At 67.8% G+C, this 25365-nt stretch carries 22 protein-coding genes, 1 tRNA gene, 1 pseudogene and 1 riboswitch; of the genes and pseudogenes, 14 read left to right on the top strand and 10 right to left on the bottom strand.

Annotated elements, in window-relative coordinates; all coding sequences use genetic code 11:
* Positions 1-88: 88 nt before the first annotated feature.
* From ACWC5C_RS33375 to ACWC5C_RS33355, 5 genes are all read left to right on the top strand, one after another.
* Positions 89-2164, top strand: coding sequence for a hypothetical protein (locus ACWC5C_RS33375; protein ID WP_450881601.1), 2076 nt, complete (start codon positions 89-91; stop codon positions 2162-2164).
* Positions 2161-3111: a hypothetical protein gene (locus ACWC5C_RS33370; RefSeq protein WP_450881599.1), complete on the top strand. Its 951-nt coding sequence runs from the start codon at positions 2161-2163 to the stop codon at positions 3109-3111. The genes ACWC5C_RS33375 and ACWC5C_RS33370 overlap by 4 nt, the downstream gene beginning before the upstream one ends.
* Entirely contained in the window at positions 3104-8683 is a 5580-nt protein-coding gene (locus tag ACWC5C_RS33365) for a DEAD/DEAH box helicase (protein WP_450881597.1), read from the top strand. The genes ACWC5C_RS33370 and ACWC5C_RS33365 overlap by 8 nt, the downstream gene beginning before the upstream one ends.
* 775 nt (positions 8684-9458) lie before the next feature.
* Positions 9459-10397, top strand: a complete 939-nt coding sequence (locus ACWC5C_RS33360; RefSeq protein ID WP_450881595.1) for a NaeI family type II restriction endonuclease — start codon at positions 9459-9461, stop codon at positions 10395-10397.
* A gap of 25 nt (positions 10398-10422) precedes the next feature.
* Positions 10423-10878, top strand: a complete 456-nt coding sequence (locus tag ACWC5C_RS33355; protein WP_450881593.1) for a very short patch repair endonuclease — start codon at positions 10423-10425, stop codon at positions 10876-10878.
* Here the strand turns inward: ACWC5C_RS33355 and ACWC5C_RS33350 are convergent.
* On the bottom strand, positions 10813-11973 hold the full coding sequence (locus ACWC5C_RS33350; RefSeq protein WP_450881591.1) for a DNA cytosine methyltransferase: 1161 nt from the start codon (positions 11971-11973) through the stop codon (positions 10813-10815). The two genes, ACWC5C_RS33355 and ACWC5C_RS33350, sit on opposite strands and share 66 nt — an antisense overlap.
* Positions 11974-12138: 165 nt before the next feature.
* On the opposite strand from ACWC5C_RS33350, the gene ACWC5C_RS33345 reads away from it, so the two are divergent.
* Positions 12139-12876, top strand: a complete 738-nt coding sequence (locus ACWC5C_RS33345) for an HNH endonuclease (protein WP_450881589.1) — start codon at positions 12139-12141, stop codon at positions 12874-12876.
* Positions 12877-12907: 31 nt separating this feature from the next.
* On the opposite strand, the gene ACWC5C_RS33340 is transcribed toward ACWC5C_RS33345, so the two are convergent.
* A complete protein-coding gene (locus tag ACWC5C_RS33340) occupies positions 12908-13540 on the bottom strand; it encodes an ATP-binding protein (protein WP_450881587.1) in 633 nt (210 codons plus the stop codon).
* A 224-nt stretch (positions 13541-13764) separates the two neighbouring features.
* On the opposite strand from ACWC5C_RS33340, the gene ACWC5C_RS33335 reads away from it, so the two are divergent.
* From ACWC5C_RS33335 to ACWC5C_RS33315, 5 genes are all read left to right on the top strand, one after another.
* Positions 13765-14610 (top strand): helix-turn-helix domain-containing protein, encoded by an 846-nt coding sequence (locus ACWC5C_RS33335; protein ID WP_450881585.1) that lies wholly within the window; start codon positions 13765-13767, stop codon positions 14608-14610.
* Entirely contained in the window at positions 14610-14819 is a 210-nt protein-coding gene (locus ACWC5C_RS33330; protein WP_450881583.1) for a DUF397 domain-containing protein, read from the top strand. The genes ACWC5C_RS33335 and ACWC5C_RS33330 overlap by 1 nt, the downstream gene beginning before the upstream one ends.
* Before the next feature lie 64 nt (positions 14820-14883).
* The gene (locus tag ACWC5C_RS33325; protein ID WP_450881581.1) at positions 14884-15093 is read left to right on the top strand and encodes a DUF397 domain-containing protein; all 210 of its coding nucleotides are present in this window, start codon (positions 14884-14886) and stop codon (positions 15091-15093) included.
* Positions 15094-15097: 4 nt separating this feature from the next.
* Entirely contained in the window at positions 15098-15403 is a 306-nt protein-coding gene (locus tag ACWC5C_RS33320) for a hypothetical protein (protein ID WP_450881579.1), read from the top strand.
* 238 nt (positions 15404-15641) lie between these two features.
* Entirely contained in the window at positions 15642-15902 is a 261-nt protein-coding gene (locus tag ACWC5C_RS33315; RefSeq protein WP_450881577.1) for a hypothetical protein, read from the top strand.
* Positions 15903-16016: 114 nt separating this feature from the next.
* Here ACWC5C_RS33315 and ACWC5C_RS33310 read toward each other — a convergent pair whose 3' ends face one another.
* The 5 genes from ACWC5C_RS33310 to ACWC5C_RS33290 all read right to left on the bottom strand — a co-directional run bounded on the left by ACWC5C_RS33310 (position 16017) and on the right by ACWC5C_RS33290 (position 21409).
* A complete protein-coding gene (locus ACWC5C_RS33310) occupies positions 16017-16973 on the bottom strand; it encodes an aldo/keto reductase (protein ID WP_450881575.1) in 957 nt (318 codons plus the stop codon).
* Positions 16974-17117: 144 nt separating this feature from the next.
* On the bottom strand, positions 17118-18293 hold the full coding sequence (locus ACWC5C_RS33305) for a M23 family metallopeptidase (RefSeq protein ID WP_450881573.1): 1176 nt from the start codon (positions 18291-18293) through the stop codon (positions 17118-17120).
* A gap of 11 nt (positions 18294-18304) precedes the next feature.
* A riboswitch (cyclic di-AMP (ydaO/yuaA leader) is annotated at positions 18305-18435 on the bottom strand.
* Positions 18436-18698: 263 nt separating this feature from the next.
* Entirely contained in the window at positions 18699-19931 is a 1233-nt protein-coding gene (locus ACWC5C_RS33300; protein WP_450881625.1) for a PP2C family protein-serine/threonine phosphatase, read from the bottom strand.
* A 199-nt stretch (positions 19932-20130) separates the two neighbouring features.
* A complete protein-coding gene (locus tag ACWC5C_RS33295) occupies positions 20131-20502 on the bottom strand; it encodes a hypothetical protein (protein ID WP_450881571.1) in 372 nt (123 codons plus the stop codon).
* Positions 20503-20638: 136 nt separating this feature from the next.
* The gene (locus ACWC5C_RS33290; RefSeq protein ID WP_450881569.1) at positions 20639-21409 is read right to left on the bottom strand and encodes a DUF6227 family protein; all 771 of its coding nucleotides are present in this window, start codon (positions 21407-21409) and stop codon (positions 20639-20641) included.
* Between the two features lie 416 nt (positions 21410-21825).
* Between ACWC5C_RS33290 and ACWC5C_RS33285 the strand changes: the two genes are divergently transcribed.
* The 3 genes from ACWC5C_RS33285 to ACWC5C_RS33275 all read left to right on the top strand — a co-directional run bounded on the left by ACWC5C_RS33285 (position 21826) and on the right by ACWC5C_RS33275 (position 23587).
* Positions 21826-22176, top strand: a complete 351-nt coding sequence (locus ACWC5C_RS33285) for a hypothetical protein (protein ID WP_385447215.1) — start codon at positions 21826-21828, stop codon at positions 22174-22176.
* A gap of 270 nt (positions 22177-22446) precedes the next feature.
* A complete protein-coding gene (locus ACWC5C_RS33280) occupies positions 22447-22911 on the top strand; it encodes a hypothetical protein (RefSeq protein ID WP_385447213.1) in 465 nt (154 codons plus the stop codon).
* 235 nt (positions 22912-23146) lie between these two features.
* Complete coding sequence (locus ACWC5C_RS33275; RefSeq protein WP_450881567.1) at positions 23147-23587, top strand: hypothetical protein; 441 nt, start codon at positions 23147-23149, stop codon at positions 23585-23587.
* Between the two features lie 89 nt (positions 23588-23676).
* Here the strand turns inward: ACWC5C_RS33275 and ACWC5C_RS33270 are convergent, their stop codons facing one another.
* From ACWC5C_RS33270 to ACWC5C_RS33260, 3 genes and pseudogenes are all read right to left on the bottom strand, one after another.
* Entirely contained in the window at positions 23677-24756 is a 1080-nt protein-coding gene (locus tag ACWC5C_RS33270) for a right-handed parallel beta-helix repeat-containing protein (protein ID WP_450881565.1), read from the bottom strand.
* Positions 24757-24937: 181 nt separating this feature from the next.
* A tRNA-Lys gene (locus tag ACWC5C_RS33265) sits at positions 24938-25010 on the bottom strand.
* Positions 25011-25117: 107 nt separating this feature from the next.
* A pseudogene (locus ACWC5C_RS33260) lies at positions 25118-25365 on the bottom strand (DEAD/DEAH box helicase); the annotation flags it as partial.

Raw genomic sequence — 25365 nt, 5'->3', positions numbered from 1 at the left:
CGTCGAGCGCACGCTCCCTGCCGTAGTTGGCACGCGGATATAGACCCGGGGGGGCACAATGAGAGCTGCGTACAAGCATTGGCACCAGGTGCTCTCTGCAGAGTTCTTCGGTGAGGCGCACGCGCTGCGCAGCACAGTTCTATACGTCGACGATGAGATCGAGCGGGACCTCGCGACGCTCAACGGCATCGAAGGCAGACTCAGTCAAGCTGTAGCCGAGGAACTCAACTGGGCCGCGCCGGAGAGGCCATTGTTCCAGCGCATCCAGCTGGCATGTAGCGCTTGGGCAGCTGACGGGAGCACAGGGCCTCCGCCGAGTCTCCCGGTTCTGGCGCTGTCCGTTCTGGCCTCCACCCGCATGGCCTCGTCCGACGGGATGCGCAAGACCAACTTCTACGGCCGGTGGGTCCAGCTCTTCGGCGAGCAGTCTGGCAGCTACCGTGCGAACAAGCTGGAGCACGCGTTCTTAGAAGTCGCGGAGATGTGGGAGCAACTCGACGCCTGGCTTGAGCAGACCGGTGGCCTCTACGGGACCAGCACGGTGAGCACAGGTGACCCTTACTGGAAGATCGGCTTCCCTATCTCGCAGGCACTGGTCCGCGGCGCGGACCGGCAGATCCTCACCCGGTTCTTCGCGGCCACCCGCCTGAGGCCCAACAACCCGAACCAGGTATCCGGAAGAGAACTCTTACGGCGGCTCCGCATATGGACGGCGGGCCGGGACCGCGGCCTCTCCCATCGGCTGCGGGACGAGATGGAGAACGCGGCCGAAACCGGTGAGGCGCTGATCACCAGCTTGCTGCGACGGCTGGCCGACGACTGGGACGGCACCCTCCACGAGCCCGAGCGCGGATACCGGCGCCGGGCAAACGGCCTCCGTCTCGTCATCGCTGATCAAGGGACCCGCGCCGAATGGCTGGCTGAAACCGTCGACGGGCTGCTACAAGCTCATGTGAGCCTGCCAGGCGGCCGTACCTTCGCGCTCCGCAAGGAGTACGGCGATGTATACGGCGGACTGGAGACCCTGCAGCCGTCCCCGCAGCAACTCACGAACGGAGTGCGCCTCGAAGGCGACGCCCTCGTCCTGGAATGGGTGCCGCAGGAGGTCGTGCTGCTGAGAAAGCACCCCCATCTTGGGGACTGGGTGAGTACCGAGTACTTCGAACCCGGCGAGCAGCACTGGATTCTCGCTGCGGACACAGCCGTCCACGACGTGAGGACCATGGTCAAAGCGCTCGGGGCCCGCACCATACGAGAGGTGGCGGGCCCTGTGCCGGGGTGGAAGCTGTTCAAGGGCGTACGCGCGCTGAACGGCATCGGCCTTACCCGGACCCTGGACCGCGGCGGAGCGCACGTACACGTCTTGGAACCTCAGGTCCGGCAGCAAGCGGAGCTGTCCGGCGGGCTCCGGATCGCTCACGAGTACCGGGTCGGTGCGGGTCTGGCAGGCCACTACCTTCGGGGCGGCGCCCCGGATTTGCGGCTGCCCGAGGGGGAGCCCCCAGACGGACTGGTGAAAGTCGTCCTCGACGGCTGTGCTGAGACGCTACGCGCTGACCCTCGTATTCCATTCCCGCTTTGCCGCGTCCCACTGGACGAGGGCGAGCACCGGGTCGGCACCGCGCAGAGCAGCGAGCTCTTCACGCTCCACGACGGGCTGCACGAAGGGCTTCCGCCCGGCACAGGGTCGCTCGGGTACCGCTGCGTCGGCAGTGCAGCAGCGCAGCGGCTCACTGAGGCGGACGGGGCGGAACCCATGATCCGCGGCGCGTGCATACCGGACACGGGCGCAGTACAGCGTGTCGAGATTGTCCGGAGCGCCATGTTGGAGGCTGTGCTGACCGATCCCAGCGGTCATGTACTCAAGGTGCGGCAGCGGTCGGCGCCGACGTGGATGCGGAAGCGCGGCCTGCCGGAAGAGGTCCTCACCCCCTGCTTGGAGGCTGAGATACCTGACGGCTACGTCTGGTTGATCTACCGGACAGCGGCACGGTGGTCGGTGCGGGCTCTCGTCGAGGAACCAGATATCCCCGCGCCGACGCCCGGGGCCAGCGACTTCGCCTGGGCCTACGCCGTACTCAGTGCGGCCGATCGCCTGCGGACTCCTGCCTGGCGTGACTATGTGGCAGCGGCGGGCGAGGTCGTTGGAATGCAGGGAAGATGATGATCGACCCCGGTGATCTGCTGCTGCGCTGGGTGAGCGAGTTGGGCGAGGGAGCACTCTCCGACGTCCAGCAGGGAATGTGGTGGTTGGCAGCCGCCCGCTGCCCGGATGTCGAGCCCGGCGCCCCCGGCCGCTGGCTGCGCGACGCCATCTCCCTCGCCTATCTGGACATCGACTGGCGCAACAGGCGCTGGTGCGCGGCCCCGCCCGTGCTGACCCGCCTGCCACAAGCCCGGGGACTCGCTGTGCTGACCGGCAGCAGGACAGCCGCCTTTGAGGGGCGGCTGGAACTGGCCGTGCAGGACGGGCTGATCGAAGTCTTCAGGGTGCCGAGCACCCGCCCTACGCGGGACATCCCGCTGCCAACCTCATTGCTCGTCCAGTTTGATGAGGAGGCGGAACTGAAAGAGTGGTCAGGTGGACTCGGCGTCACATACACACCGTGCTTCGCCCTCCAAAGCGCCGCGCTGCTCCCATTGATCAGCCTCGAAGCGCGCGCCTCCGTACCGGAGTTCGGGAAGCCGTTGGAGCGGTACAACCTGGACCGCCGTACCTACCAGTGGATGCGGCGACCCCAAGGGGACGGTCTGTACCGGATAAGGCAGAGCGACGGCAAGCGCGTGTGTCAGGTCCTGCGTGACGGCGCGTGGTACGAGACCGGCCATGAGGAAGGGGTCTACGCCGTGCTGGGCGAGCAGGGTCCGGACGCGGACGTGCTCCGCTGGTTCCCCGACAAGGAACCCGGATGCGGGCTTATCGGCACCCTCCATGTCGATTGGGGATATCCGCTGCCCGACCTGCACCGGCGGGTGGCCACCCTGTGCTCCGGGCTCGCCCCGCGCATCAACGAGCACGCCGAGAACCTTGCCTACGACAACGTCCCCAAGGACGTGGCTGAGAAGATCGCCGACTCGCTCGGCCAGCACCTTACGGAGAACCATGAGTGACGCTCCCGAAGCGCAGCCCGGCAGCATCGGCCGGGAGGCCGACATCCTGGGGACGTTCGAGCACCTTAAAGATGCGCTGTTCCGCTACTACAACACGCCGTTCGGGCTTGCCGACGACCATCTTGAACGCGAGCGGGAGCGGCTCTTCGACACCGATGGCGGGGCCTGGCGCTACCCTCTCATCGAGGTCCGCCCGAGGTACACGTCGATGGACTCCGGCATTGCCGACTCGGTACGGGAGGCCGAAGCCCACCCGGAGCTCGCCGAACTGGTGCGGCTCGGGCTCCTAAACGGCGTTCCATCACTGTACGAGCACCAGCACCAGGCCCTGGTCGCAGCGGTGCGTGACGACCGCGACGTGGTCGTCACGGCGGGCACCGGCTCCGGAAAGACGGAGTCGTTCATGCTTCCCGTCCTGGCCGACCTGGTGCGCGAGTCCGCGGCCTGGTCGGCGGCCGCATTGCCGTCGAACCGCTGGTGGATGTCACCTGACAGCGCTTACCAGCCGCAACGAGCAGGGGAGAGTGGTCGGCATGCCGCTGTCCGGGCCATGGTTCTCTACCCCATGAACGCCCTCGTCGACGACCAGATGATGCGCTTGCGCAAGGCCCTGGACAGCGACGCGGTACGAGGCTGGCTGGAGCGGTCCCGGCCAGGGCACCGCTTCTACTTCGGCCGCTACACCGGGGCGACGCCGGTGCCCGGCGACATCGGCTCGGCCGCAGGTGTGAAGACGCTGCGTAAGGAATTCGCGGCGACCGCGGACCGGTCGCGCCAGGCGCACAAGGCAGGCGGGGAAGGGCGGTTCTTCCTACCCAGGCTCGACGGCGCAGAAATGCGCTGCCGCTGGGACATGATCCAAGCACCGCCGGATATCATGATCACGAACTACAGCATGCTCAACGTCATGCTGATGCGCTCCCGCGAGTCGGGCATCTTCGACAAGACGCGGCGCTGGCTGGAGGAGGTCCCGGACGCCCGCTTCACTCTGGTCGTGGACGAGCTCCACATGTACCGCGGCACCGCAGGCACGGAGATCGCATTCCTCCTGCGGAACCTGCGGCACCGGCTGGGCCTGACCGACAAGCCAGAGAAGTTCCGCGTTCTGGCGGCCTCGGCGTCTCTGGAGGCGCCCCGCGACCTCGACTTCCTCCAGGAGTTCTTCGGAGTCGATCGCGACCGCTTCGAGGTCCTCGGTGGCAGGCTCGAACTCCCGGCGCGTACACGCCGGGACATCTCAGCGCACGCCGACCGGTTCGCGGCTCTCGGGGAAGCTCCAGCGGCAGCCGAGGCCGACAGGCTACTGGAGGAGACCGGCGCATCCGACGCGTTCGTCAATGCATTGCGGGACGGCGATCGGCTGATCGCGGGCTTCCAGCACGAGGTCGCGGCCCGACTCTTCCCCCAGGTCGATCCCGCGGTTCAGGAAGCCGCCTTGCGCGGCGTCCTCGGAGCGCTGCGGCGCAGCGCGGACCCGAGGGCCCCCAGACTCCGCGGCCACCTCTTCTTCCGGAACATCCCCGGTGTATGGGCCTGCTCAGACCCCGATTGCCCGGACGCCGCACGCCCAGAGGACGCTGAGCGGACCGTCGGAAGGCTGTATTCACGGCCCACTCCTCGGTGCAGCTGCCATGCCCGCGTGCTCGAACTTCTCTACTGTCAGAACTGCGGAGACGCCTTCCTCGGCGGCTACGCTCCCAAGTCAGCCTTCGAGAACGCCGAGCGTGACGGGTTCGACGCGGGGCTGCTCGCGGACCTTCCCGACCTGGAGGCGCTCCCTGACGTGGCGTCTCTCGGTCCCAATGCCGCCAACTACATTGTCTACTGGCCGCGCAAAGACGAACCGGCCGTAAACGAACGAGCCTGGAACCGTTCCTCCGGCAAGGGAGCGCTAGGCGCGAGCTTCGAGTTCAAGCGCAGCAAGTACGACCCGCGTACGGGGATCCTCCGCAACCGCCACCGGGACTACACCGGATGGTCGTTCCATGTCACCGTCCCGCGCTCCAAGAAGGGGAAGAACCGCCTCCGAGCCGAGCAGCTGCCGGCAGCGCCGACCCAGTGCCCCAGGTGCGGCGATGACTGGGAGACCCCAAGGCTTGGCAGAGAGCATTTGAGCCTGACCGACAGCCGCCGTATGCGTACCCCTGTACGGTCCATGCGCACCGGTTTCGAGAAGGTCAACCAGGTCCTGACCACAGGAATCCTGTCACTCCTCCCAAACCGCCAAGCCGTAGTCTTCTCAGACAGTCGGCAGGACGCTGCGAAGCTCTCCGCCGGCCTCGGCCTCCGCCACTACCAGGACCTGTTGCGCCTGATGCTCGCGAAGGAGGTCGACGGCCAGGGGGACCCGGTAGCCGACCTCGCCGTCGTATCCGGCTTCTTCCGGCAGTCATCAGGTGAGCCCGTAGACAAAGCAGCGGCCATGGCCGCACGCAAGCGGCTCCGGGCACGCGACCTCAAGACGTACGACAGTTGGGAGAGGCTCCAGGCGCCTCTGGCTGTCCTGAGCCTCGCCGACCCGCCTGACCCGTCCGAGGAAGAAGGGTTCTATGGGCTCCTCAGCCGCGTTCCCAGCCTGGACAGCCACACCGCTGAAGTCGCGGAACGCCTAGCGCGGATGGGGGTCAACCCTGGAGGGCCGAAGCCGTCTCTCCAGCGCGTGGCCTACCAGAACGGGACATCACGGCCGTCGTGGACGTCCCTGTACCGTTGGCCTGCCGGCGGCAACGACACGGTGCAACCAGAAGTGGGCAGCCGACTGAGCAAGCGCCAAGAGCAACTGCGCCAAGACATCCGGGAGGCCCTCAGCACGGAACTGCTCGGCGGCCTCTTCGGTAGCGCCGGGCGGGATTTCGAGTCCCTCGGGTTGGGCTGGCTCACCCTCGTGACGGACCAGGCGCCTCTGGAGGCCGAGCGAGCTTCCGACGCGGCGCTTGTACGTGCCAGCCTGCGTGTCCTCGGCCATATGCGCCGGTTCGCGGGACTACGCGGTCCGCTCGACGAACCGCCCAAGAAACTCCGAGAGTTCTGGAAGAGTGCCGCTAACCACCTGAACCAAGAACCGGACGCCCTCCAGAAGACCGTGGAGCGCATCTGGGAACCGGCCGTCGTCAAGTACCTCATCCAGCCTGAACAGGTCGCAATGCGCCGCGGCCGCGACGCTTCCTGGACCTGCCTCCACTGCAGCCGCCGACACCTCCACCCTGGAGTCGGGCTCTGCACGAAGTGCTTCCGCCCTCTGCCGGACCGGCCGGAAGAGTTCAAAGGCGTCGAGAGCGACTACTACACCTGGATGGCCCGCCAGCAGCTGGGCAACTTCCGGCTCAATGCCGCTGAATTGACTGGGCAGACGGACAGGCTCGACGCACAGTCCCGGCAGGCGCGTTTCCAGGGCATCTTCCTCGACGGCGAGGAGCACCCGCGTCCGGACACCCTTGATGTCCTCTCCGTCACCACAACGATGGAAGCCGGTGTCGACATCGGCCCTCTCTCAGCCGTCCTCATGGCGAACATGCCACCCACTCGGTTCAACTACCAGCAGCGAGTGGGCCGCGCGGGCCGCCGGGACTCACCGGTCGCGCTCGCGCTGACCGTGTGCCGAGGCCGCAGCCACGACGAGCACTACTTCCAAGACCCCCAGCGCATCACCAACGACGCTACCCCGAGGCCCTACCTCTCCACGGACATGAGGGACATCTACCAGCGGGTACTGGCGGCCGAGGTCCTGCGCCGAGCCTTCGACTCCGTGGGCAAGGAATCGGGCGACAATAGCGATCTCGACCCCACACGCAATGTTCATGGCCAGTTCGGACGCTGCGCCGACTGGCCCGCTGTGAGCGACGCGGTAGGCGCGTGGATCACGTCGCATCACGCCGAGGTCAGGAGCCTCGCAGAGGCGCTCGCGCAGCGGACGCGCAGCGCGTGGCCCGCCGAGGAAGCGGCGGCTTGGGTCGCTGAGGAACTCGTGGACAGCATCACAAAGATCGCACAGCAGCATCGCGGCCATCACGAACTCAGCCAGAGACTGGCCGAGTCCGGACTGCTGCCCATGTTCGGATTCCCCACGTCGGCTCGGTACCTGTACACGAGGCGCCCGAGCGACTCGTATCCATGGCCTCCCGGCGGTGTCGTCGACCGGTCGCTCGACATCGCCGTCTCGCAGTTTGCACCCGGCGCCGAGACAGTGAAGGACGGGCAAGTCCATACGGCCACGGGAGTCGTCGCCTTCGAACCAACGGGCAAGGTGCCGCGCACTGTCGACGAACCGCTCGGGTCAGCCCAATTCATCGGCATCTGCCGGGCCTGCGGCCACCTGGCCGACGAGGTGCAGGCACCGCAGGCCCAGGAGGAGGACGGCACCCCGCTGCCCTGCCGTGCATGCGGAGCTGCCGACGGCTCATACCGCGAGATCGAACTCCGGGAACCGGCCGGTTTCTTCTGCGGCGGCAGGGCCCGCGACTTCGACGGCAACTTCGCGTGGCGCGCACGCTCCCTGGCGCCGCGCACGGCAGCCGATCTTGAGAGGGCCGCGCCGGTGCAAATCTCGCAGCCCGGTCTAGTCGTCCACGCGGGGAAGGGGCGGCGCTGCGCGGTCAACGACAATGGGGGGCGGCTCTTCGAGTTTGCCAAGATCCGGCCGACTTCACGGTGGGCGGGAGCGTATTTGGAGAAGGGGGCAGCCGAACTGGCCCCGTGGCTCGCTGAAGATGTTGCGGCGGGTGAGGCGACCGTGATCACCGCCCTCGGTGCCACACAGCACACCGACTTGTTCCTCCTCGGCCCCAGGACCGGAGAGCTCTCCAGGCCCGGGCTGCGTCTCAACCTGGCATCCGTGCCGCAGAGCACCGGCTTCCCGGACGACCGCTCCGGCAGACGGGCCGCGTGGTACTCACTGGCGGCGCTTCTGCGCACGGCTGCGGGCACCCTCCTCCAGGTCCAGCCCAACGAGATCGCGGCCGGCATCCACGGAGCAGGCTCGGCGACTAGAGAGGCGCGTACCTTCTCGTTCCTGTCCGACACCCTGGACAACGGCGCCGGCTACTGCACGCACCTTGCCGAACCCGACGTCTTCCGCGACCTCATGTCGACCGCAAAGGAGATGCTGGCTGTGTTCTCCTCCGGCACGCACAACCGCGACTGCCGGGGCTCGTGCTACGAGTGCCTGCGCGACTACACCAACATGGCGTACCACAGCCTGCTCGACTGGCGGCTGGCCTCCGACCTCCTCGCCATCCTCGAGGCCGGGGAGGACTACCAGGGTCAGCCAGGCAGGCAGGCTGCAGGGCTGCTGAAAAACTGGGCTTCAGACTTCCGCTCCGCAGAGGCCCAATTCGTGGAGGACCTCGGAGGAACGGGACCTGCGGTCCTCTTCGAGGATCGCCTGTGGGTGGCAGCCAAGAGCCCGTTCGAGGCGGCTGACGAATCGCTGCAGCCTCAGCGGATCAAGAACGTGCGCGCCGCCGCCGAAGCGGACGGCAGCGGGATTCCTGATGTCGTCTTCATCGACGAGTTCGTGCTCGACAAGGCACCAACACGCGTCACGGCACTGCTCGCCGACTTTGACGCCGTGTAGCCGACTGGACGAGGACGCTCGGGCAGGCAGGCCACGGGGCTCGGCGACCGGACATGGGATTCCGGGCGCCGACGCACTGTGACACCATGATCACTGGGAATCGTCGTGGGTGTCAGAGGCGGACATGAGCGGCCACGCTGCTCAAGCGGTTCGCGGCATAGCTCCAGGCGCAGCCATCGGCCAACGACGCGGAGCGCGGCGCGTCTTCTCGGACAGGAAATCGTCCACAGGGCTGGATACTCAGAACCACCCTGTCGTCAGGCGAATGGCTCCACCGGGACTCATCGTGGATCGCACCATGGTTGATGGGCATGCATCTACTCCGCTGGCGGACCGAGCAGTCCTGCGCCGACTCGCAGCACAGCATGCGCAGGATCACCGGAGCTCCCCAATCTGGCAGCCAGGTCCGTTCGGGTCTACGAGCACCCGATGCCCAATTGATCCGGCTATGCCCCGGAGACATCACGGCCCCGCGTCGACGCGCCAGGGCTGAATGGATACATGCACGTCCACTCCGTCCAACCGCACACCGGAGGCCACAGCCGATGGACAAGATCGACCACGCTGTCGGCGTGGTGGCCGCGCCAATCATAAAGACCGACAACCCGGACGGCATCTTCGGCGACGCGATCACGACAAGTAGGCAAGCTTGTCCTTCTGGTAAACACAGGGCTGGCGCATGCCCTCAGCTGCGCCGTCGCGTACGAGGGGAAAACACGTGCAACTCTTTGACCTGCCTGGTCCTCAGCCCGGTGTCTGCGACGATCCTGAGCTGATGCTCGTACGTCAGCGGCTGCTGGAGCTGGATCCTGACGGTCAGCGGTTCGCCCGAGTGCTGCGGGAAACGATCGACCAGCTCCTCGACGGTGAGCACACCGGCCGGTTCGACTGGCGCGAACTGCACAAGACGGAGAAGACCCACGCCGGCACGCTCGTGGAGATCAATCTGCAGCGCGAGTTCGGCTTCATCGGCGGTCAGGACATGGATTACCTGATCGAGGGGATCGAGGTCGACTGCAAGTACTCCCAGAAGCTGTACGGCTGGATGATCCCGCCCGAGGCCCTGGGAGAGATCTGCCTCGTGGTCTGGGCAGACGACCAGCAGAGCCAGTGGAGCGCGGGGCTGTTCCGCGCCGACCGGGAGAAGCTCACCATGAACGGCACCGTCACGAAGAAGGGCAACCGTGACGGAAAGTTCAGCCTGACCAAGCAGCATCACTCCCTGGTCACCTGGCTCTGGGACCGGGCGCCGCTCCAGGAGAACCTGCTTCTCCACATTTCCGCTGAGACGCAGAAGGCCATCCTCAACGCGACCACCCGGTACGGCAAGGCCTCAGGACAAGCGAGAGTCTCCGAACTCTTCCGGCGCATGCAGCAACGTCCCGTGAGCCGAGCCGTCGTACGGACCGTGGCGCAGCAGAAGGACTACATGAAGCGTGTGCGCTATAACGGCGGTGCCCGCGCCATACTTCGGCCCGAAGGGATCGTGATCTTCGGGGACTACCGCGATCATCAAGGCGCAGCAGCCCAGCTCAACATCCCCGTCCCGCAGGAAGGGGAGTTCGTCAGCACACGGCTTGCGAAGGCTCAGCCACACCACGGTGATCGACCACGCGCCTTCATGGACGGCGACTACTGGGTGGTGGCGGACGACTCCGACCCCGAAGAGGCAGCTCCCCTCGTCCCCGAGACGAAGAAGGCCTCTGAGGACTGAGTAGTGTCGGGGGTGGAGGCACGTGATGGCGACAGAGACAGCTTGGATCCCGCCGGACGGCTCATGGGCTTCGTCTGAATCCAGACGACGGAACATGCAGGCGATCCGGAGCCGCGACACGAAGCCGGAGAAGCTTATCCGGCGATTGGTGCATGCTCAGGGCCTTCGCTACCGCGTGTCAGCCAAACCCCTCCCGAACCTTCGCCGGACGGCCGACATGGTCTTCCGTCCGGCGAAGGTCGCGGTATTCATCGACGGCTGCTACTGGCACGGCTGCCCCGAGCACTACGTGCCGCCGCGCACCAACCCGGGCTATTGGTCGGGCAAGGTAGCGGGCAATGTCGCACGTGACAGGGACACTGATCAGCGCCTTGCCGAGGCAGGCTGGACTGTCCTCCGCTTCTGGGAGCACGAGTCAGCTAACAGATGCGCACTCGCGATCGCCGCTGCCGTCACCAAGCTCCGCCCCGAGCGGAGCTGACGGGGCCGGGATGTCGAAGAGGGTGTCGCTCTGGGCTGCTACCAGGGCTTTCGTTCCCCTCTCTAGCGCAGCGATGATCTGCTCGCCCACTGCCTGAGCAACGGGCGGCGGAAACGCGTTGCCCACCTGGCGGTAGGCAGCCGTCTTACGGCCCGCGAACTTCCAGTCCGTCGGAAACCCCTGGATGATCGCGGCTTGTTTCACCGTGAGCTTGGGGCCACGCTCCGCAAAGAGATCACGCTCGGCATCTTTGAGGTCTTCGGGCTCGTTCGCCACGCCCAGGCCGCACACCCCGAGCTTGCGCCACGCCTCCTTCGCACGCGTTGGTCCAAGATCAGCGCCGCCATGCTTCTTGGATCCGCCGACGAGCGTCGGGGCGACGGACCCCTTCCGGGCCTCCGTGAGCCAGCGCTTGTAGAAGATCTCCCAGCGCGGGTCGCCACTGTCTTTGTAGCGCTTGCGCATGGACGGCGCGAGGGCCTCCGCCATGGTGAGGAGCGGACGTGTCTCCGGCTCAGTCCACTCGAAGTGTTCCGCGTATTCCTCGCGCATAGCGACGAGGATCGCGCGGGGGCGAAGCTGCGGCACCCCGTAGTCGCATGCTTCCAAGACTTTCCAGTAGCACAGCGCGTAGCCCGCCTTGCGCAGGCGGTACTCGATCACTTCCTCGCGATAGCGGCTGAACTTCTCAGGAGGCTTCAGCAGCCCCCGGACGTTCTCGATCATCACAGCCTTGGGGAGCAAGGTCTCCACCATGTGCAGCATGTCGGGGAACAAGTCACGCTCGTCGTCCTGCCCCAGCTGTTTGCCCGCCGCAGAGAACGGCGGGCAGGGCACACCACCCGCGAGGAGGTCCAGTTCGCCGGGCTTCAAGCCCAGCTCGTCTACCTTGAACTTCGTGAGGTCCCGCTTGAGAACCTTGCAGCCGCCCCACTCCGGGTTACCTGTCACGTTCAACTCGAGAGTGTCACAGGCGTAGTCATCGATCTCGATCAAAGCCAGATGCTGGAACCCAGCCTTGTGTAGCCCGACCGCCTGCCCTCCAGCACCGGCGCAGATCTCCACTGAGGTGAACTTGGACCCAGTGTGAGTCATGCACCCTCCTTCCAAAGCTTGCAACGGCAGGCACCATGCGCAACCCACCCAACACAGAGGGTGACAGACCCCACTGACACTGTGACTCGCCAAGTGTGCCGGACAGCCTCACCCCACTTAGTCCGCCCCACATCCACCACAGCGAACACTCATACGATATTGCCTATGCGAAGCCCTGCATGGACCCGGGACGAACTGCTGCTGGCGTGCGTACTCGTTGTCGAGAACGACTGGCACGAGCTGCGTGAAGGCGATCCACGGACGGAGGAGCTGTCCAGGCTGCTCCGTTCGCTCCCCCTGCACGGCGACGTGGTCAAGAGCGTGCCCAACTTCCGGTCCGTCGGCAGCGTGAGCCGCAAGACGACTGATCTCGCCTCGAACCACCCCGCATACCAGGGGAAACCCACTAAGTGCGGGCGCCTGGACCGAGAAGTGATCACCGACTTCGTCTCCCAGCCTTCGAGGATGGCCAACGCAGCCAGGGCAATCGCGGAAGGTATCCGCTCCGGCGAACTCCAGCAGATACCCGAGCAGCCGGACGAGACAGCCGAGGACGGCGCCACCGGTGCCGAAGGCCGTCTCCTCGCGCGCTGGACGATCTCGCGCGAGCGCGACCCCAAGCTCCGCCAGCGCAAGATCGACAGCATTCGGCACCTCGGTCAGCCACTGGCGTGCGAAGTCTGTGACTTCCATTTCGGCCGCTTCTACGGGGTGCTCGGCGAGGGCTACATAGAAGTGCACCACCTGCTGCCCCTCCACATATCCGGGCCGCGGGAAAGCAAGCTGGACGACCTCGCGCTTTTGTGCTCCAACTGTCATCGCATGTGCCACCGGGGCCGACCCGGCGAATCATGGCGTACCCCAGCCGCCCTCCGCGCCGAGATCCGGAAGGCAGGCGGGTAAGCACGCTCCGTCGGCCCCGCGGCTCACGTGGTTATGCCGCCTCCAGCCCAGCCTCGAAGTGGGTCTGGGCGCGGTCGAGGATGTCGTCGGGGTCCAGACCTTGGGCCGTCAGCCAGTGCAGCAGGTCCAGGATCAGGCTGGTCGCCGAGTCCTCCAGGACGGGGCGGTGGGTGAGCCGGGCGGCCGTGCCGCCTGCTGCGAGGCCGTAGGTCTCCATCACCGTCGTCGCCCGCAGGATGCGGCGGCGGGTTTCGTCCGGGGTCAGTGAAAGCTCGCACCAGACCGCCTTGCCAGCCGCCGTACGGATCGTGCCCCAGGAGGGGGACAGGGCCGTGAGGAGTTGCAGGCCGCGGCCGGATTCGTCGTCGTACGTCGGGTGGAGGCGCTGAGGCTCCTTGTCGCTCTTGTCGTGCAGCTCCACTCGGAGCTGGTCTGCTCCGGCGTCGAGGACGAGGGTGGCGGCGGAGCCCTCACCGACGTGTTTGATCACGTTCGACGCCAGCTCCGTGGTGATCAGCTCCACCTCGTGGGCGAGAGACGACATACCCCACGCGGCGAGTTCAGCTCTCACGGCTCGGCGGAGATCGGCCAGTTGGGAAGGGTCCGCCGCGAAGGGGAGGACGCATCGGCGGGGTTGGGGTTCGGTGACTGCGTAGCGGTACATGGCCACACTCCCTTGGGCGCTACGACAGCACTGCGCCAAGCCGTGTCCGTACGGCTGCGCTGCGTAGCTTCACTTCTGAGAGTATGGCGCGAGAAGTCTCACCATGTAACTTCTCATGGAATCTCGAAAGGGTGAATCGGTGGTTCGCCAACTTCGCCCGGCCATAGCCTTGTTGCCGCTGGCCTCGTCCTTCACCGCCAGCCTCAGAGGAAGAGGTAGCCGTCATGCCAGCGCGGGCCACCACTCGTCGCCGTCAGCTCGGCGCCATGATGCGCAAGTTCCGGGCCCGCAAGGGGATGACGCTGGAGGAGGCCGGTCGGCTCGTCGGGGTCTCGAAGGCGACCGTCAGCCGGTACGAGACGCAGGAAGGGCCCGTGAAGTGGCCCATCGTGGACGCGCTGTGCCGGGAGTACGGGGCGAGCGAAGCGGAGCGGAAGGCCGTCGTCGGCCTGGCCAAGGACGCCAAGCGGCAGGGGTGGTGGACCTCGTTCGCGGACTCACTCCCGGAGACCATGAACCTGCTGTTCACGCTGGAGGACGAAGCAGTACGCGAGGATCACTTCGCCTGCCTCTACGTGCCGGGGCTCCTGCAGACCCGCGGCTACACGGAAGCGGTGCAGCACGCCTCCGAGATGCGGTTGTCCGCGGAAGAGGTCGAGCGCCTGGTCGACATCCGTATGAAGCGGCAGGAGATCCTGAACCGGCCGAAGCCGCCGCATCTATGGGCCATCCTCGACGAGTCGGTGATCCGGCGCGTGGTCGGCTCGCGCGAGGTGATGCGGGAGCAGCTGGACCACCTGCTGCGGGCCAACGCGTCGCCCGACATCACGCTCCAGGTGCTGCCCTTCGCGAAGGGCGCGCACTCGGCGGCCATGGGGAGCTTCGTGATCCTCGGCGGCGCGGAGCCGTCGCTGGACGTGGTGTACGTCGACATCCACGTCGGCTCGCTCTTCATGGAGAAGGACGAGGAACTGGAGCGCTACCGGCTCGCGTTCGACTACCTTCGCGCTCAGGCGCTGGACATGGCCTCGTCCTCCGCCCTCATCGAACGCGTCCGTGAGGAGATCTGATGCGCGAGCCCTGCATACCTGAGAGAGACGGCGGCTGGTTCACGTCCTCGTACAGCGGCCCCGGGAACACTGAATGCGTCGAAGCGGCCTTGCTCCCCGGCAGGGCCGCTGTACGGGACTCGAAGGAGCCGGGCGGGGCCGTGCTCGGGTTTTCGGACCGTGCATGGGCAGACTTCGTGGCAGCGGTGCAGGGCGGGGAGTTGGGCTGAGGCCCCGTTTCGCCGACCATGACCGTCCCGTACCTACATCGCCAACGATGCGAGGAGTGGACGCATGACATCGCTCAACTGGCACAAGAGCAGCTACAGCAACGGGAGCGGGGGCAACTGCGTGGAGACGGCGAAGCTGCCGGACCACGAGACCGCCGTACGGGACTCGAAGCGTCCGGATGGGCCCGTACTCGGGTTCACGCAGGGCGCGTGGGGGACTTCGTCACGGCCCTGCGGCGGGATGAGCTGGGCTGACCCAAGGAGTGGGAGGTAGCGGCATGGCTGGAGTACCGGCGGGGCTGGTGGCTGCGGGTGGGTTGGTCGGGGGATACGGGGTCGCCCGGTGGACCAAGAGGCGGCCGCTCGGTGGGGTCGCGCTGGCGGCGGCCGGGGCCGTGGCCGCCAAGGGGTGGCGGGACAAGGCCGGGAACGGGACGGCGGCTGCGCTCAGCGGGTTGTACGTGGCCGCGTTCGCCGGGTCCCATCCGCTGGCGAAGAAGGTCGGGGCGTGGCCGTCCGTCTTCGGAGTTGCCGGTGGGGTCGCCGCCGCTTCGTGGGTGCTGGCCGATCGGCGCGGGGCGTAGGGGCGTCCGGACACGCGGTCGGTGGGCATCCGCATCGCCTGATCCGTCGGCCCGTGACCGTCTTCGGTATCCCGGCACCGCAGCACCGCGGGCGCGTCACTGCGCCATTGGAGGTGACGGAAGGACAGTCCTTGGGCCGTGTGGATCAATCCCGGCGCTTCCTGCAGTACTTTTTCATGATTTTCTCTTAAATCTGAAGTGACAGTCGACATCCGATTGCGCTTCAGACGGAGGAATCATGCAGATCGCGAAGAAGGTGGCCCTCCTGGCCGCGACCGCCGGCAGCCTGGTGCTCCTCGGGACCGGCACCGCGGCCGCCCACGGTGGCACGGACCACGAGGTTCCGCCTGCCAACGTCCAGGCGTGCAGCGTCAGCACCGGCGACATCAGCTTCACCAACGGTGACGTCACCACCGGGAACGTCGGGGACGACTCCCCGGTCGCCAACAACACCGTCATCATCAGTGTCAGCTGCTTCAACACCACCGATGAGGACTGAGGCGGCTTAAGGAGTAAAAAGCTGGGAGTCTCCGGGCGAGGATCATGCACTGAGCGAGTTGGAGAAACGCCTCGTGCATGTCGCCCCGGGACTCCCAGCGCACAACCCAAGGGCTCAGTCCGAGGCGGACGTCAGGAGGTTCAGTTCCGGGTCCGTGAGGTGGAGGTCTACCGAGGCCAGGAGGGCCGGGAGTTGGGCCGGGACGCGGGCGCTGGCGATGGGGGCGACCACGGTCGGCTGGGCGGCGAGCCAGGCGAGGGCGACGGTGGCGTGGTCGGCGTTGTGGTTGGCGGCCACGTCGTCGAGGGCGGCGAGGACCTTCTGGCCGCGCTCGGTCTCCAGGTGCTGGGCGGCGCCCGTGGAGCGGGCGCTGTCGACCGTGGTGCCGGGGCGGTACTTGCCGGTGAGGAAGCCGGACGCGAGGGAGTAGTACGGGAGCGTCGCCAGGCCGTGGCGGGCGGCGACGTCGGCCAGCTCGCCCTCGAAGGTGTCGCGCGAGACCAGGTTGTAGTGGGGCTGGAGGGCGACGTAGCGGGCCAGGTTCTCCCTGGTGGAGAAGTCGAGGGAGGCCTCGAGGCGCTCGGCGGAGATGTTGGAGGCGGCGATCTCGCGGATCTTGCCCGCCTTCACCAGCTCGTCGAGGGTGGAGATGATCTCGTCCACCTCCACCGACGTGTCGTCGAAGTGGGTGTAGTAGAGGTCGACGTAATCCGTGCCCAGGCGCTGGAGGGACTCGTCCAGGCCGGACTTGATGGCGGAGGAGGAGAGTCCGCGGGGCTCCGGGGCGCCGGCGCCCACCTTGGTGGCGAGGATGATGTCGTCGCGGTTGCCACGGGAGGCGAACCACTTGCCGAGGACGGTCTCGGACTCGCCGCCCTTGTTGCCGGGCGCCCAGGCGGAGTAGACGTCGGCGGTGTCGATGAAGTTGCCACCCGCCGCCGCGTACGCGTCGAGCACCTCGAAGGACTCGGCCTCGTCGGCCGTCCAGCCGAAGACATTGCCGCCCAGGGAGAGCGGGAAGACGGACAGGCTGCCGATGTTCTTACGGGTGTTCTCGCGGGTCTCAGTCATACGTATCGACAACGTCTCCGGCGGACCCGTCTATTCCGGTGGCGGGGGACAAACAGAACCGGCGGCCCTGGCGTCAAGGGGGGAGAGAGCGCCAGAGCCGCCGGAGCGAGGGGCCGTCGCCGCGGCGACGGCCGGATCAGGGGGTCACGGGTTCAGCCCGTGGTCGCGCAGCCAGGTCAGCGGGGCGATCGGGGAGCCGCCGCCCGGTCGCACCTCCAGGTGGAGGTGGGGGCCGGTGACGTTGCCGGTGGCGCCGACGCGGCCGATGGTCTCGCCCGAGGACACCTTGCCCGAGGTGACGACCATGGACGACAGGTGGCAGTACCAGATCTCGGTGCCGTCATCGAGCTTGAGCACGATGCGGTAGCCGTACGAACCGGCCCAGCCCGCCTGGGTGATCGTGCCGCCGCCCACCGCCTTGACCGGGGTGCCGGTCGGGGCGGCGAAGTCCTGGCCGGTGTGGTCGGCGGACCAGATGTCGCCGGCCTGGCCGAAGCCCGCGGTCAGGGTGTACGAGGCGACGGGGAGGGTGAACCCGGCGGAGGTGGAGGTGGAGGTCTTGGCGGGGGTGTCGGCGGCCTTGGCGGCCGCGGCGGCCTTCTTCTCGGCCGCTTCCTTCGCCTTGGCGGCCTCGGCGGCCTTCTTCTTGGCGGCGGCCTCGGCCTTCTTCTGGTCCGCCAGGTCGCGGGCCTTGGCCGCGGCCTTCGCGGCGTCGTCGGCGGCGGCCTTCGCGGCGGCCCGCGCCGCGGCCTCGCGCCGGTCGTCGTCCGCCGCGGTCTGCTGGCTCTCGGCCTGCTGGAGGATGCGGGTGCGCAGCGCCTCGCCCGAGTCGGCGCCGCTCGTGGCGAGGGTGGCCGCGGCGGGCTGGGCGGAGCCCTGGTCGTCGGCCATCAGGGAGCCGATGCCGGGCAGGTCCTTGGCGGCGGGCAGCTGGGCCTTGACCTCGTCGGCGACGTGGGCGAGGTCCGGCATGGAGATGGGTGCGGCCGGACGGTCCTTGGCGGTCGCCATGCCGCCCGCGCCGACCGCCGCGATGACGCCGACGCCGAGGACGGCGCCGCTGCGGGCCATGGTGCCGCCGCGCTGCTTGACGACGCGGTGCCTGCCGCGCAGCGGAGCGATGGACTCCTCGGTGGGGTTCCACTCGTCCCAGACGGCTTCCTTGCCCAGGGACGGCTCATCCGGTTCGGCACCGAGGCCGACCGTGGGTCGGGCGCCGGCTCCGGCGTCGAAGCCGACTCCGTACGCGGTCGCTGTGCCGATGCCGGTACCGGGCGAGCGGTACGGAGCTTCGTCCAGTACGGACCTGTTGGACGCCACCGGGGCGCACTCCTTTCCTTCCCTCTCGCCTACCGGGTTAGCTGACGGGTTCGGAGCAGGAAGGTCTCCTACGGGTCAGGTTCGACCCGATTCACCCCAAGGTGGTGGTTCCCCGGTTCCCTGGTGCTGGTAGTGCCTGGTGCTGCTGGTGGTGCTGGCGCTGCACGTAACGGGATTCGGCGACGGCGCACGGTGCCGCCCTTGCGACGGCTGTGTCGACCGCGCTGCGTTATCGAACGTTAATAGAGAGCGCGACATGATTCCAAGCTCTTCTGAAGAATCCGCGTAGCTTTGGCATGAACTTAGTAACCAAGGAAGGACAGATGAGGACGTTTCACCCCACTTGAAAAGGGATGGCAAAAACCTCCTGCGGGCTGATCGTGTGTCAATCGTTATGCGCGCCCGTCACGGTTGGCTACGGTCCGTGTCCGGAGCGGGGGGTGTCGTTCCGTTCGGCGTCGTTCCGTTCGCTCCGGGCGGGCGCCGCACCGCGAGCAGCGCCATGTCGTCCGAGGTCTCCCCGCCCGAGTGCAGCGCTACGTCCTCCACCAGCGCGTCGAGCAACCCGCCCGGTCCGGCGAAGCGGCGGCCGCGCAGCCGCTCCTCGGGGACGTAGAAGGTGCCGTGCCGGTCGCGGGCCTCGGTCACCCCGTCCGTGAACAGCAGCAGCGTGGCGTCCTCCGGGAACCGCAGCTCCGTCACCCGGTCGGGCCACCCGCCGAGTTCGCCCATCCCCAGCGGCAGCGCGGCCGTCTCCGGCTCCAGCGGGCGCACCTCGCCGTCGCCGGGCAGCAGCAGGGGCGCGGGGTGGCCTCGGTTGATGAGGCGGAGGGTGGAGTCGCCGCGCGGGATCTCGCCGAGTACGGCGGTGGTGAACCCCTCGAACGCCTCCAGCTCGGCCCGCCGGGCGCCCTCGCGCCGCAGCGCCCGCTCCAGCCGCCCCGCCAGCCCCTCCAGCGTCGACTCCTGCTCCGCCGCCTCCCGGAACGCGCCGATGAGGACCGCGACGACCTCCACGGCCTGCAGCCCCTTGCCCCGGACGTCCCCGACGATCAGCCGTACGCCGTGCGGGGTGTCCTGCACCGCGTACAGGTCGCCGCCGATCGCGGCGTACCGCTCGGCCGCCACATAGCGCGCCGCGACGTCGAGACCGGCGATACGGGCGGGCGGTACGGGCAGCACGGCCCGCTGCGCCGCCTCCGCGATGCCGCGCGCCGAGGCCAGCCGCCGGTCGCCTCGGCGTACGACGCGGTTGATCACGAGCGCGAGCAGGGCGACGGTGGCCACCGTGGCGATCTCGGTCGCCGCCTGGGTCGGGTCCCGTACGCCGTGCAGCTCCGCCAGCAGACAGACGGCGGTGAGGGCGAGGACCGTCGTGATGATGGTCTGCCGCAGCGGGAAGAGGGAGGCCGCGACCAGCGGGGCCGCGGCGAAGAAGGGGGAGGCGGTGTACGGGGCCGGGGCGGCGAGGTCGAAGGCGACGCCGCCGAGCAGGAGGAGGGTGGGAGTCCACGGGGCCAGCCGGCGCCCCGGCGAGGCCTGGACGGCCTCCTCGGCCGTGATGAGACCGGCGGCCGCGCCGGAGGAGTCGGGGGCGGCGGGCGTACGGGCGTCCGGACGCGCCCTGCTCCCTCGCACCCGCACCACCGGCTTCTCCCGCTTTCCCTGAATCCGTGACCCCGTCTATCCGTGATCCCGTCATCAGGCTTCCGGGTGCCGGGGTGCGGTGCGAGTCGGTGGCGGCCATGTGGGTGCGTCGGAGACGCACTGCGGCCCCGGATGGCAAGCATCCGGGGCCGCAGGGGAAGCCGTGGCGTTCGCCAGGGCTCGGTGAGCGTCAGCCGCGGCCGTAGCCGTCGTTGCCGAGAGCGATGTTGCTGCAGTTGCTGCCGATGGTGGTGTCACCCGTCGGGGCGAGCGCGGCGGCGCCGACGATCGTACCGACGGCGGTGTCACAGTCGTTGCTCTGGACGGCCGCAGTGCCGTTGGTGAAGTTGATGCAGTTGGAGGCGATGTTGATGTCGCCCGACGGGGCGGTCACGGCGCCCTCGATGATGGTGCCGACCGCCGTGTCGCACGCGTTGGTCTGGATCGTCCCGAACGGGTCGAAGCCCCCGTAACCACCGTGAGCGGACGCTCCAGCCGCGCCCCCCAGGACCAGGGCACCGGCCGCAATGGTCAGGGCAGCCGCCTTCATTCCGATGTTCACTTGATTTCCTCCAGAAAAGCCGAATCCGCGGAAAACCACACGTTCCGATTGAACGGAAGGACATCCGCGACATCGGGGAGGCGCGCACACACTTCACCCGATGGGCCCACTGTCGGACTATTCGGAAATCGCTGCCTCAGAGGTCGACACCGAGGGCGCGGGCGTGGCGGTCGGCCGCCAGCTCCGCCGACACCTCGTCGAGGTAGACCTCGCACACCAGCCGCCCGTCCCGGGTCAGGTTGTGCTCCAGCTCCCACAGCACGATCTCGTCCCCGCCCGCGAGCAGGAAGGCGTGCTCGTAGAAGCGGCACCAGGTGGCGTCGGGGCCGCCGGAGCGGCGGCGGGGCTTGGGGGCGAGGGCGATGTCATGGGCGAAGGCGGTCATCAGCAGCCGCTCGGTCTCCTCCCCCGGCCGGTCGGCGTTCTCCGCGCGGCGCAGGACGCGGCGGGCGTGGTCGGCCGAGTTGTCCGCCACGTACGCGCGCTGGGCCCCCGGGGGCTCGGCGGCCTGGAGCATCTGCTCCGGCAGCCACAGCGGTAACCCGTCCAGCTCCTCCCAGCGGGCGCCGCCGATGCAGCGGTGGACGCGGCGCTCGGCGAGCGCGAGGGCGCCCTCGTCCGCGTACAGCTCGAAGAGCGGGCGGTCGTCCGGGCCGGTGTTGTGCTCCAGCTCCCACAGCAGCAGGCTGCTGCCGTCGGGCAGCAGGAAGACATGCCGGTACGTCGTATAGCCACGTGGACCTGACGGCTCGTTGCACTGCCGGCAGGAACGCAGCTCGGACTGGTGCATCAGGGCGCTCCGCGCCCGGCTCAGCACCGCCTCACCGATCTCGAAGCCGTTCTGCGCACGGGCGAGCAGCCCGTCCATCAGCTCGGCGGGGGTGCCCCCCGCTCCTGAGTGCCCCACGTCTCTCCTCCCGCCCCCGGGTGACTCCCTCGCGTACTTAGCGTAGCGGCGTGAATACGCGCCGCGCCTATGGTTCCGCGAAGCAGCCGGTCGGACTTGTGCCTCACTCACTCCTGCGTCGTGGAGCCAGGATGTATCACTTGTTCGACAGGCCGAACAAGTCGGAATGTCATATTCCGGATACCTGGGAGCCATCGACGGGACACCGGCGGGCCGGGGACGGGGCCGTCACACTTCCGCCCTGCTTTTTCGGATTTCCCGAAAAGGCGGCATGCCCCGCGGCCCCTGAATGCCTGTCATATGAGGGACGCCCTATGCCAGACGAGTGAAACGAAGTCCGCGCCCAGTGCCTTTCCCGAATGCCTTCGTTGAGTCAGGCGTCCGTGAATCCGCGGAATAACCACACGGAGGATTAAGTGAACATCGGCAAGAAGGCAGCCTTCCTGACCGCAGCGGCCGGCGCTCTGGTCTTCGTCGGCGCTGGCGCCGCGAGCGCGCACAACTACGGCAGCGACCTGGGTGCCATTCAGACCAACGCGTGCGACACCGCCACGAGCGCCATCATCACCGGCGCTGTGACGGCTCCGGCGGGCGACTTCAACATCGGCTCCGACTGCATCAACTTCACCAACTCCGGTGCGGTCTTCCAGAGCAACGACTGCGACACCGCCACCGGCCCGATCACCACCGCTGCCGCGCTGGCCCCGACCGGCGACATCAACATCGGCAGCAACTGCACCAACATCGCGGTCGACGACACTCCGTGACGCCGCCGCGCGTGACGTCACCGCGTCGCTGAACACCCCACGGTGTTCCCGCTGAATCGGCGGCCCTGGAAGAGTGCTTCCAGGGCCGCCGCCGCATGAATGGACATTGACCCACGATGTGTTTACTGCGCCATTCGGGTACGGCGATGGCGTTCCGGGGAGCCTCAGCTGGTCGGCGTCGTTCATCAGGTGTTCGCTGATATCCGGGAAAAATCACTAGGAGGCTCTTAGATGCACATGGGAAAAAGGACGGCGCTTCTCGTAGCGGCCGTGAGCGCACTGGCCATCGGTGGCGCGGGTGCCGCCGACGCCGCCGACAGCGGTACCGGCCCCTCGACCCTCCCGCTCGGCGGCGGAGTCCAGCAGAACCGCTGTGACACCAGCTCTCTCATCGGCACTATCGAGATCACCGGTGGCGGCGAGGACATCACCAACGAGACCAATTGCGTCAACTACGCCGAGTCGGGGGTCTCGGAGCAGAAGAACCGTTGCCGGACCCATTCCGTCGTCGGGCCCATCACGGTCGCCCTGACGCCCGGTTCCGAGGTCACCAACCGGACCAACTGCATCAACGTCAGCGAGTCGGGCGAGGTGACGAAGCAGAGCAACGACTGCCGGACGACCTCCGTGCTCGGCCCCATCACGCTCGGCCCCGGCACCGAGGTCACCAACGAGACCAACTGCCTCAACGTGGCCGGGAACGGAGAGGGCCAGAGCAGCGGAGCGGCGGAGTAGTCGACGGCTGTTTTCCCTTCGCGCGGCCCCCGGAATATTTTCACGGGGGTCGCGCATTTTCGTGTGGCGACCGGAAACAAGGGGTGAAGATATCCAAACTGCGGCGGACGGGTGAAGCTCTCGGCCGTACCGGATCCTCCGCTCTTCGTCTTCGTTGATTGGGTGTCTGCGGAATATCGCGGAGAATCACCTACGGAGGCACCAAGCAATGAAGATCGGCAAGAAGGCAGCTCTCATGACGGCCGCGGCCGGCGCCATGGTCATCGGCACCGCGGGTGGAGCGAGCGCCTACGGCCTCGGCGGACTGACCGGCGGCAACAACGGCGTCACCCAGGCGAACTCGTGTGACACCGCCACCAGCGCCATCATCACCGGCGCCGTGCTCGCCCCGTCGGGGGTCCTGGATGTCGCCTCCGACTGCGTCAACTTCACCAACTCCAAGGCGGCCACGCAGGTCAACGACTGCGACACCGCCACCGGCCCGATCACCACGCTGCCCGCGGTGGCGCCGACCGACGACATCGAGCTGGGCAGCAACTGCACCAACATCGCGATCGCCGAGCCGCCCACCGTCGTCGTCAAGCAGGTGGTGAAGGAGAAGCACAAGGTCGTGAAGAAGGAAAAGAAGGCGGCCAAGAAGAAGCACGCCAAGAAGAAGGCGCACGGCCACCACTGAGACCATCGGTCTCACTGAGTCGGCACCGCACCGACGCGGCCCTGGAAGCGAATTTCGCTTCCAGGGCCGCGTCTTTTGTCGGAGTGACTTTACCCGGAGCAGCCCGCGAGAGCCGGGACGCAGTTGTTGGGGTTGTTGCCGGTTACGTTCGCCGCCATCAGCGATACCGAACCGCCGTCGGAGAAGATTCCGCCACCCTGGCCGCCATTGGCCGTATTGCCGGTGATGTTGGTACCGATGATTTGCGTGTTTCCGGCGTGACTGAAGAGCCCGCCGCCATTAAGGGTGGCGATGTTTCCGGACACCACGGTGGACTGCAAATACAGCGTGCTTCCGAAGTTCGCGATACCGGCGCCGTTGCTTCCCGCCGTATTTCCGATGATGCGTCCGCCGTTGAAGGTCAGATTCCCGATGGACGTCCAGATTCCGCCGCCCTCGAAACTGCTTGCGTGGTTGGTCTCCAGCGTCACGGCGCTCAGGAGGGTATCCCCGAAGTTCGCGACGGCGCCGCCGGTGCTCTCGCCGGTGTTGTCGGCGAACGTGGTGCTGTTGGCGGTCAGCGAGCCTCCCGTACCGACGTGCACGCCGCCGCCGTCGTTGGCGGTGTTGCCCGAGAGGTGGCTCAGGGAGAAGGCGGCCGTGGCGCCCGGGGCGACCTGGACGCCGCCGCCGATGCCGCTCGCGACGTTCGCGGTGACCGCGCTCTGCTGGAGGGTCAGCGAGCCCTGGTCCAGGATCCCGGCCCCGTCCACCGCCCGCCCGCCCGAGAGGGTCACCCCGCTCACGGTGAGACGTCCGCCGGACGCGACCTCCGCGATGCGGAAGTCCGGCGCCGAGGCGCTGCGTCTGATGGTCGCTCCGGTGCCGGTGATGGTCACGTTCCCGGTGATGATCGGGAGTCCGTCGGGGCCGTTGGCGCCCGTCGCCGCCACCGAGGTGAGCGTGTACACGCATCCGGCGGCGAGGACCACGGTCCCGCCCGCGGCCGCCTGGCCCACCGCGGTGACCAGTGCCGCCGAGTCCCCGCAGGGCACGGTGGCCTGGGGCGAGGCCTCGCCACCCGCCCTGGTTCCCCCTCCCTCGGCCGACGCCGGCGCGGAGGCGCCCCACGCCAAGAGCGCCAGCACCATGACGGGGAGGGTTCCGCGGATGGTAGTCACGAGTCGCACGAGGGTCTCCTTACGCGTTTTCCTGGGAGAGCGAGCAGGCTCAGCCTGTGCGGCCAGGGCGCGTTCGGCATCCGCTCAGGTGCCGCCCGTGTGACCGCCGATCGTGCGCGCACACGGCGGGCAAAGGGTCCAGAAAAACGACGAAACCGCAGGTCAGCGATGCTGCCTGCGGTTTCCCGGGTGGGTCATCAGGGGCTCGAACCCTGAACCAATGGATTAAAAGTCCACTGCTCTGCCAATTGAGCTAATGACCCGCACCCCCGCAGCATAGCCCGGCCACGGGGTCCGCCCCGAGACAATATCGTCCCGGGTCGAAAGGCCGTGCAACCACGGGGGGTTGCACGGGCCTCATCGGCGTCGGTCAGCCGTTGCGCTTCCAGCGCGGCTTGTCGGTGCGGCGGTCGTGGGAGCGGCCACCGGCGTTGCCACCGGCGCTGCCACCGCGGTGGTCGTCACGGCGCGCCGGGCGGTCGTCGCGGCGGTCGCGGTTGAAGGGGCGGTCGCCGCCGCGGTGGTTGTGGTCGCGGCGCTCGAAGGAGCGGCCACCGGACGGACGGTCGTCGCGGCGGTCGCGGTTGAAGCCACCACGGTCATCACGACGCTCGAACG

Source organism: Streptomyces sp. NPDC001700, from assembly GCF_053596435.1.
The sequence above is the reverse complement of the archived record's forward strand: the minus strand, read 5'-3'. Positions and strand labels throughout refer to the sequence as shown.